16 protein-coding genes are annotated in these 15,608 nt (G+C 64.4%); 6 read left to right on the top strand and 10 right to left on the bottom strand.

Annotated elements, in window-relative coordinates; all coding sequences use genetic code 11:
* Positions 1–3 precede the first annotated feature (3 nt).
* Both QUV21_RS11765 and QUV21_RS11760 read left to right on the top strand, forming a co-directional pair.
* Positions 4–312 (top strand): transcriptional regulator, encoded by a 309-nt coding sequence (locus QUV21_RS11765; RefSeq protein ID WP_300855135.1) that lies wholly within the window; start codon positions 4–6, stop codon positions 310–312.
* 75 nt (positions 313–387) lie between these two features.
* Positions 388–1,374 (top strand): NAD(P)H-binding protein, encoded by a 987-nt coding sequence (locus tag QUV21_RS11760; protein ID WP_300855134.1) that lies wholly within the window; start codon positions 388–390, stop codon positions 1,372–1,374.
* A gap of 46 nt (positions 1,375–1,420) precedes the next feature.
* Here the strand turns inward: QUV21_RS11760 and QUV21_RS11755 are convergent, their stop codons facing one another.
* The 8 genes from QUV21_RS11755 to QUV21_RS11720 form a co-directional block, all read right to left on the bottom strand.
* A complete protein-coding gene (locus QUV21_RS11755; RefSeq protein WP_300855133.1) occupies positions 1,421–2,716 on the bottom strand; it encodes a pitrilysin family protein in 1,296 nt (431 codons plus the stop codon).
* Positions 2,713–4,131 (bottom strand): pitrilysin family protein, encoded by a 1,419-nt coding sequence (locus tag QUV21_RS11750; protein WP_300855132.1) that lies wholly within the window; start codon positions 4,129–4,131, stop codon positions 2,713–2,715. The genes QUV21_RS11755 and QUV21_RS11750 overlap by 4 nt, the downstream gene beginning before the upstream one ends.
* A gap of 71 nt (positions 4,132–4,202) precedes the next feature.
* Positions 4,203–4,733 carry a DUF3035 domain-containing protein gene (locus QUV21_RS11745; protein WP_300855131.1) on the bottom strand — a complete coding sequence of 177 codons (531 nt, stop codon included), beginning with the start codon at positions 4,731–4,733 and terminating at the stop codon, positions 4,203–4,205.
* 64 nt (positions 4,734–4,797) lie between these two features.
* Entirely contained in the window at positions 4,798–5,292 is a 495-nt protein-coding gene (gene lspA / locus QUV21_RS11740) for a signal peptidase II (protein ID WP_300855130.1), read from the bottom strand.
* A gap of 1 nt (position 5,293) precedes the next feature.
* A complete protein-coding gene (gene purH / locus QUV21_RS11735) occupies positions 5,294–6,880 on the bottom strand; it encodes a bifunctional phosphoribosylaminoimidazolecarboxamide formyltransferase/IMP cyclohydrolase (RefSeq protein ID WP_300855129.1) in 1,587 nt (528 codons plus the stop codon).
* Between the two features lie 64 nt (positions 6,881–6,944).
* The gene (locus QUV21_RS11730) at positions 6,945–8,672 is read right to left on the bottom strand and encodes a heparinase II/III family protein (RefSeq protein ID WP_300855128.1); all 1,728 of its coding nucleotides are present in this window, start codon (positions 8,670–8,672) and stop codon (positions 6,945–6,947) included.
* A gap of 118 nt (positions 8,673–8,790) precedes the next feature.
* Positions 8,791–9,942: a saccharopine dehydrogenase family protein gene (locus QUV21_RS11725; RefSeq protein ID WP_300855127.1), complete on the bottom strand. Its 1,152-nt coding sequence runs from the start codon at positions 9,940–9,942 to the stop codon at positions 8,791–8,793.
* Between the two features lie 84 nt (positions 9,943–10,026).
* On the bottom strand, positions 10,027–11,076 hold the full coding sequence (locus tag QUV21_RS11720) for a saccharopine dehydrogenase (protein ID WP_300855125.1): 1,050 nt from the start codon (positions 11,074–11,076) through the stop codon (positions 10,027–10,029).
* A 180-nt stretch (positions 11,077–11,256) separates the two neighbouring features.
* Here QUV21_RS11720 and rfbC point away from each other — a divergent pair, with 180 nt between their 5' ends.
* Genes rfbC through rfbA form a run of 4 tightly spaced genes read left to right on the top strand, consistent with a single transcriptional unit; the run spans position 11,257 to position 14,574 of the window.
* Positions 11,257–11,817, top strand: a complete 561-nt coding sequence (rfbC, locus tag QUV21_RS11715; RefSeq protein ID WP_300855124.1) for a dTDP-4-dehydrorhamnose 3,5-epimerase — start codon at positions 11,257–11,259, stop codon at positions 11,815–11,817.
* The gene (rfbB, locus tag QUV21_RS11710) at positions 11,814–12,854 is read left to right on the top strand and encodes a dTDP-glucose 4,6-dehydratase (RefSeq protein ID WP_300855123.1); all 1,041 of its coding nucleotides are present in this window, start codon (positions 11,814–11,816) and stop codon (positions 12,852–12,854) included. The genes rfbC and rfbB overlap by 4 nt, the downstream gene beginning before the upstream one ends.
* A complete protein-coding gene (gene rfbD / locus QUV21_RS11705) occupies positions 12,851–13,705 on the top strand; it encodes a dTDP-4-dehydrorhamnose reductase (RefSeq protein WP_300855122.1) in 855 nt (284 codons plus the stop codon). Before rfbB ends, rfbD begins: the two co-directional genes overlap by 4 nt.
* Entirely contained in the window at positions 13,702–14,574 is an 873-nt protein-coding gene (rfbA, locus tag QUV21_RS11700; protein ID WP_300855121.1) for a glucose-1-phosphate thymidylyltransferase RfbA, read from the top strand. The genes rfbD and rfbA overlap by 4 nt, the downstream gene beginning before the upstream one ends.
* Here rfbA and QUV21_RS11695 read toward each other — a convergent pair.
* Positions 14,571–14,801 carry a formate dehydrogenase subunit delta gene (locus tag QUV21_RS11695; RefSeq protein ID WP_300855119.1) on the bottom strand — a complete coding sequence of 77 codons (231 nt, stop codon included), beginning with the start codon at positions 14,799–14,801 and terminating at the stop codon, positions 14,571–14,573. The genes rfbA and QUV21_RS11695 overlap by 4 nt on opposite strands.
* A complete protein-coding gene (gene fdhD / locus QUV21_RS11690; protein ID WP_300855306.1) occupies positions 14,791–15,603 on the bottom strand; it encodes a formate dehydrogenase accessory sulfurtransferase FdhD in 813 nt (270 codons plus the stop codon). The genes QUV21_RS11695 and fdhD overlap by 11 nt, the downstream gene beginning before the upstream one ends.
* Positions 15,604–15,608 lie beyond the last annotated feature (5 nt).

Below are 15,608 nucleotides of genomic sequence, written 5' to 3'. Positions count from 1 at the left end.
CAGATGCAGATGCACAAGGCAAAGCGGGTCGAGATCATCATCGAAGCCCCGATGGAGGGGCGCTTGACCGCCGCACTGGAAAAGGCGGGCGTGACCGGGTTCACGGTGTTGCCGGTTCTGGGTGGCAACGGCCGGTCCGGGGAATGGAGCCGTGACGGTCAGGTCGGCCGTAGCGGCATGGTCGCCGTGGTCTGCCTGATCCGCCCCGAACGGCTGGAGGGTCTGCTGGAAGCGGCCTATGCCGTCGTAGAGCGGCATATCGGCGTGATCGGGGTCACCGACGCCGAGGTGCTGCGGGCCGAACGGTTCTGAACCGACGACCGTGCCGTCTGGCAATGACTGGCGGGCGGCACCCGTCCTGCTAGACTGACCCAAAGGGCCAGAGAGGTGCGCCATGGCAGGGACGGCAAGACTGTGACGGACGCCCCGCAGCGGGTTCTGCTTTTGGGGGCAACCGGCACGATTGGCCGGGCCACGGCGCGGGCCTTGCAGGCGGCGGGCCATAAGGTGACGGTGCTGGTCCGACCGGGATCGTATGCCGCCCACCTGCCCGGCTGCACCATCATCGAAGGGCTTGCGACCAGCCACGCCGACCTTGCCACCGCCATGCAGAAGTCCGGACCGTCGACTGTCCTGTCCTGCCTTGCCAGCCGGACGGGCGACGGCAAGGATGCCTGGGCGGTGGATCACGCCGCCCATTCCGCCGCGTTGCAGGCAGCGGTAACGGCAGGGGTGGGGCAATTCGTGCTCCTGTCCGCGATCTGCGTGCAAAAACCGCTGCTGGAGTTTCAGCGGGCGAAACTGGCCTTCGAGGCCGAATTGCAGGCCTCCCCGATTGCCTGGTCGATCGTCCGGCCAACGGCCTATTTCAAATCCTTGTCCGGTCAGGTGGCCCGGGTGCGGGACGGGCGGGCCTTTCTGGTCTTCGGCGACGGTCGGCTGACCGCCTGCAAGCCGATCTCGGACGCCGATCTGGGGCGCTATCTGGCGCTGTGCCTGACCGACCCGGCGCTGCGCAACCGGGTGTTGCCGGTCGGCGGGCCGGGGCCTGCGATCACCCCGCTGGATCAAGCGGCGATGCTGACGCGGCTGACGGGCAAACCGGTGCGGATAAAGCGCGTGCCGGTGGCGATGATGGATGCAATCATTGCCGGCTTGTCGCTGGCCGGGCGTCTGTCACCAAAGCTGGCCGCAAAGGCCGGTCTGGCGCGGATCGGGCGCTACTACGCGACGGAATCGATGCTGGTCTGGGACGGCGCAGGCTATGACGCCGACGCCACGCCGGAATTTGGCAACGACCGTCTGGAAGATCACTACGCCGCCTTGTTGCGCGGCGACGTGACGGACGACCGCGGCGCGCATGCCGTGTTCTGAAGGTCATCGGGAACCCTGCTCTGGACTGGCGAGCGCTCCATTGGCATCAAAGACCGGTTGGCTGACCTACAACCACGAAATGAAGCGCTTCGGGCAGGAAGATGCGGGCGGCGACGCGCTTGGCATCTTCCAGCGTCACGGCCTCGATCTTGTCATTCCGGGTGACCGCATAGTCGATCGGCAGGCCCTGCATCTGCATCCCCACAAGGATTCGGGCGATAGGGCCATTCCCGTCAAACCGCAGCGGGTATGAGCCGGTCAGGTAGGTCTTGGTTGTCTCCAGTTCTTCGGCCGTGATGCCTTGGGTGGCGATCCGGGTCCATTCGGCGCGCAGCACGTCAATCGCCTCGGCCACCTTGTCATTCGAGGCGGCAAACTGGCCCAGCAGCATTTCCGACTGGTCCATGCTGACCAGATAGCTGCCGATGCCATAGGTCAGCCCGCGCTTTTCGCGCACCTCGCTCATCAGGCGCGCGGTGAAGCGGCCGCCGCCCATCACCTCGTTCAGGATGAAGGCGGCGAAGAAATCATCATCATCGCGCGGGATGCCGACATGGCCAAAGCGCACGGTGGCTTGCGGGGTCGGAAAATCGACAACCGTCTGGCCGGGTGGCAAAAGCCAGTCGGCGCGGGGCGGCAAGGGCGCACCCGTGGCGGGCAAATCGCCCAGCAACCGGTCCAGAAGCGGCCCCAGCTCTGCTTCAGTGATGTCACCAGCGGCAGAGAAATAGATCCGGTCCCGCGCCAGCGCGCCCTTGTGGGCGGCAAGGATGTCAGCGCGGGTCAGCGTCGTTACGGTTTCAACCGTGCCTTCGCCTGGGAAGCCATAGGGGTGGTCGCCAAAGGCCAGTTGGTCAAAGGTGGTCCCGGTGATGGTATCAGGGTCCTTCGCATTCGACCGCAAGATCGACAGAACCTGTTCGCGCACCCGATCAACTGCGTCCTGATCAAAGCGCGGATTGACCAGCGCCTCGCGCAGAAGCGCAATGGCCTGATCACGGTTTTCGGTCAGAAAGCGGGCCGAGACACTGATGGAATCGCCACCGGAATCAAAGCTGAACTCTGCCGCGAGACTGTCGCGCGCTTCGGCAAAGGCGCGGCTGTCCATGTCGTCGGCACCTTCCTCGATCAGCGCGGTCATCAGGTTGACGGCCCCGCGCTGATCGGGTGCATCAAGCGAAGTGCCGCCGCGAAACCGGATTTCCAGCGCGGTGAAGGGGATGTTGTGATCTTCAACAAGCCATGCGGTGATCCCGCCGGGCGAGGTGACTTCCTTGATGTTCAATTCCGCTTGCGCAGGCAGCGCAAGGGCAATGAAAAACGCTGCCAGGATGCGGATCATTCGCTGGTCTCTCCTTCTGGCGCGGCAAAGGTGTCGGGTGCCGCTTCGGGACGGGTCAACCAGCCGGTCACGGCATTGCGACGGTCAAACACCTTTTCGGCGGCGGCCAGGATATCCGCCTCGGTCACCGCGAAAAGCGCGTCGTCCCAGCTTTCGATGTCGTCGATGGTCAGGCCGATGCTCAGCGCCTCGCCATAGCGGCGGGCAAGCGATTGCACATTGTCGCGCGCATAGATGTCTCCCGCGCGGACCTGCGTGCGGATACGTTCCAACGCGGCCGGATCCGGGCCGTCGCGCAGGAAATCGGCAATAACGCGGTCAAGTTCGGCCTCCGCCGTTTCCAGCGATACTCCGGGGCTTGGCACCACGATCAGCCCGAAAGTCGCGTCATCAATCGATGCGCCGCTGTAGAAGGCCGAGGCATAGACCGCCGTCTGGCTGTCAAATTGCAGTGCGCGGGCAAGGACAGAGGTCTGACCATTGCCCCCCAGAAGCTCGGCCAGAACGGTCAGGGCGGCGGCCTCGGACTGGTTGCCCGGATCGCGTTCCGGGGCAAGATGGGTGCGGATCACATAGGGTTCGGACACACGTTCATCAGCAAGCGTGATCCGTCGTTCGGCCAGTTGCGGCGGCTCTTGTGGACGGTCGCGCTGGGCAATGCCAGTGCTGGGTTCCAGCGGGCCATAGTGCTTTTCGGCCAGCGCCCGTACCTCATCCGGGGTCACGTCACCGGCGACGACAAGGATCGCGTTGTTCGGGGCGTAAAATCGTTGGTAATAGGCCAGCGCGTCTTCGCGGCTGAGGTCTTCCATCTCGTGCCGCCAGCCGATGATCGGGATGGCATAGGGATGGTTCAGATACTGCGCCGCGCGCATCTGTTCTGACAACAGCGCGCCAGGGCTGGTTTCGGTGCGCTGTGCGCGCTCTTCCAGAATGACTTGCCGTTCGGTCAGAACATCATCTTCGGTAAGAACCAGATTGCGCATCCGATCGGCCTCCATCTCCATGACCAGATCCAGCCGATCGGCTGCAATCCGCTGGAAATAGGCGGTGTAGTCCCATGAGGTGAAGGCGTTGTCATCGCCGCCCTGTGCCTCCACTGTGGCCGAGAACTGGTTGGGCGCGATCTTTTCGGTCCCCTTGAACATCAGGTGTTCCAGAAAATGCGCGATGCCCGACTGGCCTGCGGGCTCATCCGCAGCCCCGACGCGATACCAGATCATCTGAACGGCCACCGGGGCGCGATGATCCTCGATCACCACGACATCAAGGCCGTTGTCCAAGGTGAAGGTTGTGACCGTCTCGGCCGTGACCTTTTCGGCAAGAGCCAGAACGCAGGCAAAGGCCAGCGCGGCACAAAGACCAGATCTTCGGCCAAATCCAAGGCCGGTCTTGCGACCATTGATCAGGGGCATCAGCACCTCCGGGAACGTTTGGCTATAACTGCTGGCGTGGCGGCCACAATCAAGGGCCACCAACGAGCTTGTTACTCTTCGCCAGGTTTGCGCGGCGGGGCGGATGGGGTCTTGATCCCCAGTTTCCGCCAGCGCGCGAGCTCTGCCTGCTGGTCCAGCCGCTGCGCGCGGTAGGCCTTGTAATAGACATTCACGTTGAACAGCCGTTCCAGAATGCGCCCGTTGTTGTCACGCCGCCACTGAAGGTCTTCCGAGGCAAGAACATTGCGAATCCCGCCATCCACGCCGAACCGTGCCGCATGGGAATAAAGCGCGCCGTCACCTGCGGGGATTCCCCCGGCACCCGACGGCTTGCCACCCAAGGCGATGATCGCATCGTCAAAAGGCTGCGCATCGGTCAGGTTCGGTCCTCCCGGTGAAGGTTCGGGAAGTTCCGCAAGGGTTTCGGGCATCTGCAATGGCTTTGGCGGCACGATCCCGAATTCATCGGGGCCTGGGCCGCTGCGAAGGTTCATCAGCTGCGGTGCGTCACCGCCACCGCAGGCCGCAAGCGCCAGCATCATCGCAACCGCGAAGATCGCCTTGCCTGTCGCTGCCCGCATTCCTTGCCTCCGCACCCGTCTTTTTTCTGTCTTAGCCTAAAGCGCAGCGGTCGTCACGGGGTCTTTAGCGCTTTGTCCGCTCGGGTTTTCCACCCTTGGGGTCACCCCCGGCAAAGATCACCAGCCCCAAGGCCCCCGCAAAGATCGCGATATCAGCCACATTGAAGGCATAGGGGTTCTCGATCCCGCAGCACGACATGTTCAGAAAATCGGCCACCGCGCCATAGGCGATACGGTCGATCACATTGCCCAGCGCGCCGCCGACCAGAAGGCCACCCGACACCTGCGCCTTCCAACTGCCCTGTTCACTGCGCATCCACCAGATGACCCAGGCCGAGATCGCCAACGCAATCGTGATCAGCACCCAGCGCGTCGCGTCCGAGCCACCGGCGAAAAGGCCGAAGTTCACCCCGTAGTTCCACGCCATGCGGAACACAAGGAAGGGGGGCAGCACGTCAATCTCGCCCCGCTCGATCAGGTTCAGGCCGTGGACGACGGCCAGTTTCGTCAACTGATCCAGCCCGAAAACGGCAGCTGCGGTGATCCAGAAACGGCGCATGTCAGTGCCGGAAATGGCGCATGCCGGTGAAGACCATGGCAAGGCCACGCGCGTCAGCCGCCGCAATCACCTCATCATCGCGCATCGACCCGCCGGGCTGGATGATGGCGGTGGCACCTGCTTCGGCTGCGGTGATCAGACCGTCGGCGAAGGGGAAGAAGGCGTCCGAGGCGACAACCGCGCCTTGGGTCAGGGGCGCGGGCAGGCCGAGGGTTTCGGCCATGTCTTCGGCCTTGCGGGCGGCAATGCGGGTGCTGTCAACGCGGCTCATCTGGCCGGCACCCACGCCGACGGTCGCGCCGTCCCGGACATAGATGATGGCGTTGGACTTGACGTGTTTGGCGACGGTCCATGCAAACATGAGGTCGGCAAGTTCCTTGTCGGTGGGGGGGCGCCTGGTGACGACCTTGAGGTCGGCCGCCGTGATATGGCCCGAGTCACGGTCTTGCACAAGAAAGCCGCCTGCGACCTGCTTGAAGGCAAGCGCCTTTACGCTGGGATCAGGCAGGGCAGCGGTGGTCAGAAGGCGCAGGTTCTTCTTGGCGGCAAAGATCGCCTTTGCCTCATCGCTGGCCCCGGGGGCGATGACGACTTCGGTGAATATCTTGACGATCTCTTCGGCGGTTTCGGCGTCAAGCGGCTGGTTCAGCGCGACAATGCCCCCGAAAGCCGAGGTCTGGTCGCAGACATAGGCGCGGCGATAGGCTTCCACCAAGGTCGAGGCGCGGGCCACGCCGCAGGGGTTGGCGTGCTTGATGATGGCGCAGGCGGGATCGCCGCCGAAAAATTCCGCCACCAGTTCGAAGGCAGCGTCGGTGTCGTTGATGTTGTTGTAGGACAGCTCCTTGCCCTGCCACTGGCGGGCGGTGGCAACGCCGGGGCGGCGGCTGCCGTCGGTGTAGAAGGCGGCGGACTGGTGCGGGTTTTCGCCGTAGCGCAGGGGCTGCGCCAGTTTGCCGGCAAAGCTGCGGTAGCGCGGCGTCGCTTCGTTGGTTTCACCCGCCAGCCAGGTGGACACGGCGGTGTCATAGGCCGCAGTGCGGGAATAGGCCGTCAAGGCCTGCTTCTGACGAAAGGCCAGCGTCGTGGCACCGTCATTTGCGCGCATCTGATCAATCAGCGCATCATAATCGGCCGGGTCAGTGATGACAGTCACGAAGCGGTGGTTCTTTGATGCGGCGCGGATCATCGCGGGGCCGCCGATGTCGATGTTCTCGATACAGGTGGCGTGGTCTGCACCCTTGGCCACGGTTTCCTCGAACGGGTAGAGGTTGACGATCAGAAGGTCGATCGGCTCGATCCCGTGGGCGGCCATGGCGACAAGGTGTTCGTCATCGTCACGCAGGGCAAGAAGGCCGCCGTGGACATTGGGGTGCAACGTCTTGACGCGCCCATCCATCATCTCGGGGAAGCCCGTCACCTCGGCCACGTCACGAACCTTCAGCCCTGCCGTGCGCAGCATCAGCAGGGTGCCACTGGTCGAGATGAGTTCGACACCCTGGCTGGCAAGCGCGCGGGCAAGTTCCAGTAGACCCGACTTGTCGGAAACAGAAATCAGCGCGCGGCCGATGGGAACGAGGTTGGTCATACGGAAACCCTGTCGCTTTGCCCTGAGGCCCAACCTTGTGGCTGAACCTGTTGACCCGGGCCTGTCAGCCGAACCCTTCGAGGTCGTTGCTTTCCAGATCACGGATCGCCAGCGGAGTATCCTTTGCCTTCGCCAAGGTCCAGCCTATCCGGGTTTCAAAGCCGCGCGCCTGCCCTCTTAGCACGATTTGTGTGCAAGGACGTGGCTTAAGGCGGCCTTTTTCAAGAAATGCCGACGGTTCCAACGTCAGACTCGCAGCACCGGAAAAGCGGAAGACCCAGATTTCTCCGCTGCGCAGAGCCATGGAGACAGCAGTATCGGCCATGTCCAATGCGGCATCCACTTCGGGATGCAGATGAAAGCGGATCGAAAATTGTGCGCCTTCCATTGCGGTCATCGTCATCATGTCTTCAAAGCGCCGCCGCGCTTCAGCCGTCAGGGCGGTCAGCGCCTCAACGCCGGAAAGCCTGCGTCCGTCCGCAGAAAGGGTCAGGCTTCGGCTGGCCGTAAGACCATGACTGACCGCCCAGCCGTCGTGAGCAAGGAAAAGGTCAGCCCCTTCGCTGCCCGCCGTAAAGCGCGAAGCGGTGATTGTGGCGCGCTGCTCCATCGCTTCGCCCGAAATACCAAAGCGTGACGATGAGGCTCCATCAATGGAAAGGACCGAATGTGATTGGGTGGCACGGGCGGCTCGCCGCCATGCCGGGCCGAAACCGGCACCCGAACCGCAACTGACGATCAAGGCCCGCCGGCCAGACGTAAGCTCGAAGGCCGCGGTCGAGGCATGTGCCGTCACCGCCGCCCGCCCTCCTGGTGGCGAGGATGCATCGACGATGACCGACGTCCGCCGCCCCGACAGGCGGACAAAGCCCATTGCGATGGTCGGCGTGATGCCGGGGCGGGCGCCGGCTGCGGCAAGGGCCTGATCAAGCCGGCCTTCCGCACCCTTCCCGCCGCCATGGAACCGTGCAAGGTCTCCGTCGGCATGGCGCAGAGTGCGAAGCGCGGGCGCAATCCTGGTGATTGCCGCCGAAATCGCAGGCGGAACGGGATGGGCCGCCTCGGTCATGGCGCTTGCAGCCCAGGTCAGCAGGGTCAAGACCTCCAGAAGCTCTTCCGGGTTGCGGGTCGGAATGCCGCCCTCCTTGTCGATCTCAAGGTCACAGGCCCGGGCGAGTTCTGCGATCGCGGGGGCGATCAGCCGTTCCATGCCGATCAGGGACAAACCGGCATAGACAAGCCCCGTCAACGCCTCGAACCGCGGCAGGCCGGGGGCTGCGGCCTTCCAGCGCCGCGCCAGAAAGGCAGACTGACAGGCAAGCGCGCGATAGTAGGCCTCGGTTTCGGCCCGGTCCCGGCCCGAGAGAAGCAGGGTTGCATGGTGGATCCAGCGGATGATCCGCCGCCCGGTCAGGTCTGGCGTCCAGCCCGGGCCACGCCCGGCCCCATAGCGATAGATCCAGTCCCAGGTCCAGGCCTGCGCCTGCCGGCGCGCGGCGGCGGTCCCGAAGGCAGCCAGATCGTCCAGCCAGGCAAAGCCATGGGCTTCTGTCCGAAAGTCCGCGCTGGTCGGTCCAATCTCCCAAAGTGATCTTTCCGGCGCTTCGGCAAGATGGCCAGCCAGCAGGATGTTCCCCGCCACCAGTTGCTTGCCTCGGGCATAGACGCCGATGGAGCGTGGTTCGGGCTGCGACACAAAGCCACCCGCAGGACGCGCCCGCCTTGCCGCGAACGCTGCCAGCCTGTCAGCCAGACGACCGAACCGATCTTTCGCCTTCGAATTGCCGCCCACGCCCGCTTGCCCCAGATGTCCGGTTTGCCCGGATCGTCAGATGTCAGCATAGCCCTAAGTGACGCCCCCTGTCACCTCAATCGCAGATGGACGGTCGCCGGACCCCTGCCGCCAAGGTTCAGGCCAAGTGGTCGATCCGGTCCATGTGTTGCGCCAGATTGCCAACCTCCGCCAACCAGCGCGTCACAAGACGCGGGTCATGCGGCGCCGCATAGACCCCGGCCGGAATCTCGCGGGTCAGCACCGCCTCGACCGCCAGCGACACGGGAACCGATACCAGCCGCCCCATCGCCGTGCCGCGCGCATCGCCCCATGCGTCCATCGCCCATGTTTCGTGATAGACCGGCTTGCCGTCCTTTTCCGCCTTGAGCGACACGAACAGCACGACACGGTCCGGCTCGCCCTCGGCATAGGCATTGTCTTCCAACAGCGCTGCCGCCCGGGCGTTCAGCGCGGCGTCAACCTCGGCGGCAGGCTTCCCCTCCAGCGCCTCGATTTCCTCGAAGATCGGCGCCCATGCATCGGCCCAGCCGTTCAGCCGGATCGTCCCGCGCACGAAGTCGCGCACTTTCCAATGCGGCTCGAACCGGTAGTCCTGCATGAATGGATAGCTGTCGCGGTTGGGATAGACCTCAAAGCTTTCCGGCTGCGGCAGGGGCGCGTCATAGCGGGTGATCGCGTCCCACGGACGCGCGACCCGCAGTTCGGTGAAATGGCGCAAGCTGCGTGACGGCGACCGAAGCGCCTTCAAAACCCCCGCGGGCGCCCAACTGAACTTGTAGCGAAACGCATTGGGGATCTTCGGCACCCCCCCACAATAGGACGTGAAGCTGAGCGTGTTGTCCGGCGAAAACGCCTTGGACGCGCGGTAGCGGGCCACCAGATCATGCGCCATCAGGTGATCAATGCCGGGATCAAGCCCGACTTCGTTGATCGACACCAGCCCCGCTTCGCGGAAAGCCTGATCCAGTTCGCGCATCTCTGGCGCGATATAGGACGAGGAAACGAAATGCGCCCCCTTTGCCAGACAGGCCTTGGCAATGCTGACATGCTGGTCGGCGGGTAGCATGGAGATGGCCACATCCCCGGGCTGAAGGGCTGCCGTCAGCGCCTCCAGACTGTAGGGGCGGATATCCTTGGCAATGTCACCGACCTCGGCCTTTGCCTTGGCGACGGTGCGGTTCCAGACGGTGACCGGGTGGCCAGCCTCGATCAGGCGGCGCAGGCCGGGGATGGATGACAGGCCGGTACCGCACCAGTGGATGGTCATTTGCTTTCTCCCTGTGCTTGCCGGTCGGGGCGGCAAGAATTTTCGAAAATTCCTGCAAATCTTTTCGAAAAGATTTGCACGGGCTCAGACGTTGGCGACATGGGTGTCGAATTCGGCTTTGGCCCGACCCCAGACCCCTTGATCCAGCCGATCAAGCGTCAGAAGCGAGGGCAGAAGCTGGGCCGCGTAGTCCTGTGACGATTCCACCGGCATCAGCGAGGGCAGGTTGTCGATCGCGGTGACATCCAGCGGCGGATCGTCATGGACCCGCAGCGCCGGGGCATCCCAGTCGGTCGCGCGGTCATAGACCTTGATCGGCGAGAAATCCGAGGTCGGGTCGCAGGCGATATCGCCAATCACCCTCAGCTTGCGGGGGGCTGTCTTGGCGCTGGCAGGCACAAAGACCGGGCAGCCGGGACGCGCGAGAATGCAGTTGAGGAAGATCTCATGCTCCAGCACTTCGGGGAAAGGGCCGCCACTGGCGGTCTCGGCCATGTCCCAGCGGGTCACGGCCACGCCCATCGCGGTGCAAAGATCGGCAGCACCGGTGCCGACACGGCCCAGCGCACCGATGATCAGCGCGCGGGGACGGCCAGGACCGGCCAGATCGGCGGCAAGCTGGTCCAGCAGCGCTGCCTGCGACGCCACCTTGCGCACCGGTCCGGCAATCCCGCCGCGCTGCTGCGCCGCCCAGCATTTCAGCGCCAGCGCCGCCCCGGCATAGCCCGCCCAATAGCCAAAGGCGGCAACGCGGCGGCCTTCGTCGTTAACCAGATATTCCAGATCGTACAGCGCGCCACCCCCGGTCTTGAACCGCTGAAGCAGCACCCGCCCGGCGGGCTGGCCCTTGAAGGCGTGGCCGAACATGATGTGGCGGTGGGTCAGCGGCGTGCCATCTTCGGGCAGCTCTTTCAGGCCGAAGATGATGGCTTCGATGGGCGCTTCCGGCCAGCTGTTCTCGGCGGCAATCTCGCACCCGGCGGCGCGGTAGCCTTCAATCGCAATCGCGCGGACAGAGGAGTCTTCGACCGTGACGCGGATCCCGGCCTTTACCAAAGCCGCCGCCCCTTCGGGCGTGATCCCCACGCGCTCCTCGTTCGGCCTCTGTTCGGCCCGCACCCAAAGATGGGTCATCCCCCTGGTCCTTCCACGCAAATCCCTTTCTCCTGATAACAGAACCACAGGTCGGGAAAAGGGGCCAGCATTCCAGGCAGGCAAGCTGTCCTTTGGCCTCGCAGGGCAATCAGTCGCGGATCATTGCAAAGGCGCATCGAACGGGCGAAGTTGGCTTTGCCCCCCTTGTCCCGTGGCCCCATGCAGATCGACCAGACTGACCTTGCCGACGTGCTGATCCTGACGCCCCGCCGCTTTGGCGATGCGCGTGGCTGGTTCAGCGAAACATGGAACGTCGCCCGCATGGCCGAGGCGGGGCTGGATCTTGCTTTCGTGCAGGACAACCATTCCTTTTCCGCGACGAAGGGAACCTTGCGCGGGTTGCACTACCAGTCCCCGCCGCGCGCGCAGGACAAGCTGGTGCGCTGCACGCGGGGGGCGATCCTTGATGTGGCGGTGGATATCCGCACCGGATCTCCCACATATGCGAAATGGGTGGCGGTGGAGCTGTCTTCCGAAAACGGCCGCCAGCTTCTTGTGCCGAAAGGGTTTCTGCACGGGTTCCAGACGCTGACCGACGAGGCCGAGGTGCAATACAAATGCACGGACCTCTATGCCCCCGATCATGACGGCGCGGTGCGTTGGGATGACCCCGAGATCGGAATAGATTGGGGTATCCCCGCGCCAATCCTGTCGGACAAGGACGCAAACGCCCCGCGTCTCGCCCAGATCGGCACGCCATTCCGTTGGAGCGCGGCATGAGACTGCTGATCACCGGGGGGGCCGGGTTCATTGGCAGCGCGGTCGTCCGGCTGGCGGTGGCCAAGGGGCATCAGGTGGTTAACCTTGACGCGCTGACCTATGCCGCCTGTCTGGAAAGCCTTGCCCCGGTCGCCGGTTCGCCCGGCTATACGTTCGAACATGCCGATATCCGCGACCGTGCAGCGCTTGACCGGATCTTTGCCGCCCACGCCCCCGACGCGGTGATGCATCTGGCCGCCGAAAGCCATGTGGACCGGTCGATCGACGGCCCCGCCGCTTTTGTCGAGACCAATGTCACCGGCACCTTCAACCTGTTGGAGGCCACCCGGGCCTATTGGCAGGCAGGCGGTAAACCTGCGGATTTCCGCTTTCACCACATCTCCACGGATGAGGTGTTTGGCTCGCTTGGGCCAACGGGGCATTTCTCCGAAACCTCACCCTATGCGCCGAACAGCCCCTATTCGGCAACAAAGGCGGCGTCAGACCATCTGGTCCGCGCCTGGGGCGAAACCCATGGCCTGCCTGTCCTGCTGACGAATTGTTCAAACAACTATGGCCCCTATCATTTCCCCGAAAAGCTGATCCCCGTGGTGATCCTGAACGCGCTGCACGGCCAGCCGATCCCGGTCTATGGCAGCGGCGCGAATGTGCGCGACTGGCTTTACGTCGAAGACCACGCCGAAGCTTTGCTTTGCGTGGTCCAGCGTGGCAATCCGGGCTCAACCTACTGCATCGGCGGCGAGGCCGAGGCGCGCAACATCGACATCGTGACCCGCATCTGTGCGCTGATGGACGAGATGCACCCTGCGGGGGCTCCGCATGCCCGACTGATCTCATTCGTCGCAGACCGGCCCGGCCATGACGCGCGCTATGCGATTGACCCCAGCCATATCCGGCAAGACCTGGGCTGGCGGCCATCGGTCACGCTGGACGAAGGGTTGCGGCGCACGGTGCGCTGGTATCTGGACAACGAGGCATGGTGGCGGCCCCTTTTGTCTCGGCAGGGGGTCGGGCAGCGGCTGGGGATGGGCGGATGAGGCTGCTTGTCTTTGGACAGACCGGGCAAGTCGCGCGCGAACTTGTCCGTCGGGCGCCTGCGGATGTAACGGTTACGGCCCTTGGCCGCGACGTGGCGAACCTGTCTGATCTCGAATCCTGCGCCGCCGCAGTTGCGGGGGCAAAGGCCGATGCCATCATCAACGCCGCCGCATGGACCGCCGTTGACCGCGCCGAGGCAGAAGAGGCGGCTGCAACCGTGGTGAATGGCGATGCCCCTGCCGCCATGGCGCGGGCCGCCGCCGCACGGGGCCTGCCGTTTCTGCACCTGTCCACCGATTATGTCTTTGACGGTGCGGGCCACACCCCGTTCACACCGGACTATCCGACCGCCCCGCTGAACGCCTACGGCCGGTCCAAGCTCGCGGGTGAGGCAGGCATCCGCGCAGCTCGCGGGCCGCATCTGATCTTGCGGACCTCATGGGTCGTGTCGGCCCATGGCGCGAATTTCGTCAAGACGATGCTGCGGCTTGGCCGGGAACGGGACGTGCTGCGCGTTGTGGCCGACCAGATCGGCGGCCCGACGCCTGCTGCGGCGATAGCGGATGCGCTGTTCACCGCGTCCCGCGCAATGATGGCGGGCGCTGCGGGTGGCACCCATCACCTTGCCGGCGCGCCCGATACCAGTTGGGCCGGGCTTGCGCGTGCGGTCATGGCCGGGGCCGGGCTTTCCTGCCGGGTTGAGGACGTCTTGACCGCCGACTACCCGACCCCGGCCCGCAGGCCGCTGAACTCCCGTCTGGACTGCACGGGTCTTGCAACCGTATTCGGCATTCCGCGCCTTGACTGGCAGGCGGGCCTGTCCGACATCCTGAAGGAGTTAAGCCAATGAACCGCAAAGGCATTATTCTTGCCGGTGGCACCGGTTCGCGGTTGTGGCCGATCACGCTTGGCACCTCAAAGCAACTGCTGCCGGTCTATGACAAACCGATGATCTTTTACCCGCTGTCAGTGCTGATGCTTGCTGGCATCCGCGAGATTGCGGTGATCACCACGCCGGATGACCAACTGCAGTTTCAGCGGCTTCTGGGCGATGGCGGGCAGTGGGGGCTATCGCTGACATGGATCGTGCAGGACCGGCCCGAAGGGCTGGCGCAGGCCTATCTGCTGGCGCGTGACTTTCTGGCCGGAGCGCCATCGGCGATGGTTCTGGGCGACAACATCTTCTTTGGCCACGGACTGCCGGAAACCCTTGCCCGCGCCAATGCCCGTGCCACTGGCGCAACCGTGTTCGGCTATCGGGTGGCGGACCCCGAACGCTATGGCGTCGCCATCTTTGACGAAACCGGTCAAGTAACGGCCCTGGTCGAAAAACCGGCCCGCCCGCCGTCAAACTTCGCAATCACCGGGCTTTATTTCCTGGACGGTCGCGCGCCCGACCTTGCGGCCATGATCCGCCCTTCGGCGCGTGGTGAGCTTGAAATGGTCGAACTTCTGGAACGCTACCGGTCAGAAGGCAGCCTGGAAGTGGAGCGGATGGGGCGCGGATTTGCCTGGCTCGACACCGGCACACCGGGCAGCCTTCTGGACGCCGGAAACTTTGTCCGCACGCTTCAGGACCGGCAGGGGATGCAGGTCGGCTCGCCCGAAGAAATTGCGTTTCGGCAAGGCTGGATCAGCCACGAGGCGCTTGCCGAACGGGCCGCGCTGTTCGGCAAAAGCAGCTATGGCACCTATCTGGAGGCGGTGCTGCGCGACTAATGCGCCGCTTCCGGGGAAGGGCGGCGGATGGCGGTGGCAGCTTCCATCACCAAGGGCCGCAGACCTGCGCCGCCCGCGTCTATCACCTCGAACAACTGACGCCGCATCCGTGGTTCCCAGAAGTCGTTGATATGGGACGCGAGCCCGGCCACCCCTTCGGCATGGGGCTTTGATTCCATGAACTGCGCAATCTGGTTGGCCATGCGCACAAGTTTGTCAGCCGACATGGCTTTCCTCCGTCGTCAAGCGATCTGAATGGGTGAACACCTCGAACCGGTCAGGCCGGGCGAGGGCGACAAGGGTGATCCCTGCGGTTTCGGCAAGGCTGACGGCATCCGCCGTCGGGGCCGATACCGCGATGATCATCGGCGCGCCCAGCATGGCGACCTTCTGCACCATGTCGATGGACACGCGGCTGGTCAACACCACCGCGCCTTCAGGCTGGATACCGCCCCGCAGCATCCCGCCGACCAGCTTGTCCAGCGCGTTGTGCCGCCCGACATCTTCACGCGCCAGTGCGATCCGGCCATTCCAGAAGCCCGCGCAATGGACCGCGCGGGTCATGTCATGCAACCGCTGTTCACCCGGAAGCGCTGCAACCGCCGCCATCACCTGCGCCGGAGACATGCGAAACGCCGATGGCGCAACCGTCGGAACATCGCGCAACGCCTGATCCAGACTGTCGATCCCGCACAGACCACAGCCAACCGGCCCGGTCATCGTGCGACGCCGTGCGGCCAGCCGCACCTCGGCTTTCGGGGCCAGCCAAAGCTGCACGTCGCGGCCCTTTGGCAGGGTTTCCACCTCGACCGACAAGATCTCATCCGGCGTGGCAATGCCTTCGGTCAGGGCAAAGCCATAGCCGAAATCGACCAGATCCTCCGGCGTGGCCATCATCACCGCCTGCGTCGTGCCGTTGAACGACAGCGCGACGGCCACCTCTTCGGGCAGCATGCGCTTGCCGGGATGCGCCCCCGGGATAACCGAGGAACCGAATGCCAGCCTGGGGATGGGCCGCGCGCCGTTCATTGCAA

This window comes from Tabrizicola sp. (assembly GCF_030373185.1).
Classification (GTDB): domain Bacteria; phylum Pseudomonadota; class Alphaproteobacteria; order Rhodobacterales; family Rhodobacteraceae; genus Tabrizicola.
Note: the sequence above shows the minus strand (reverse complement) of the source record. Positions and strands in the feature narration are given on the sequence as shown.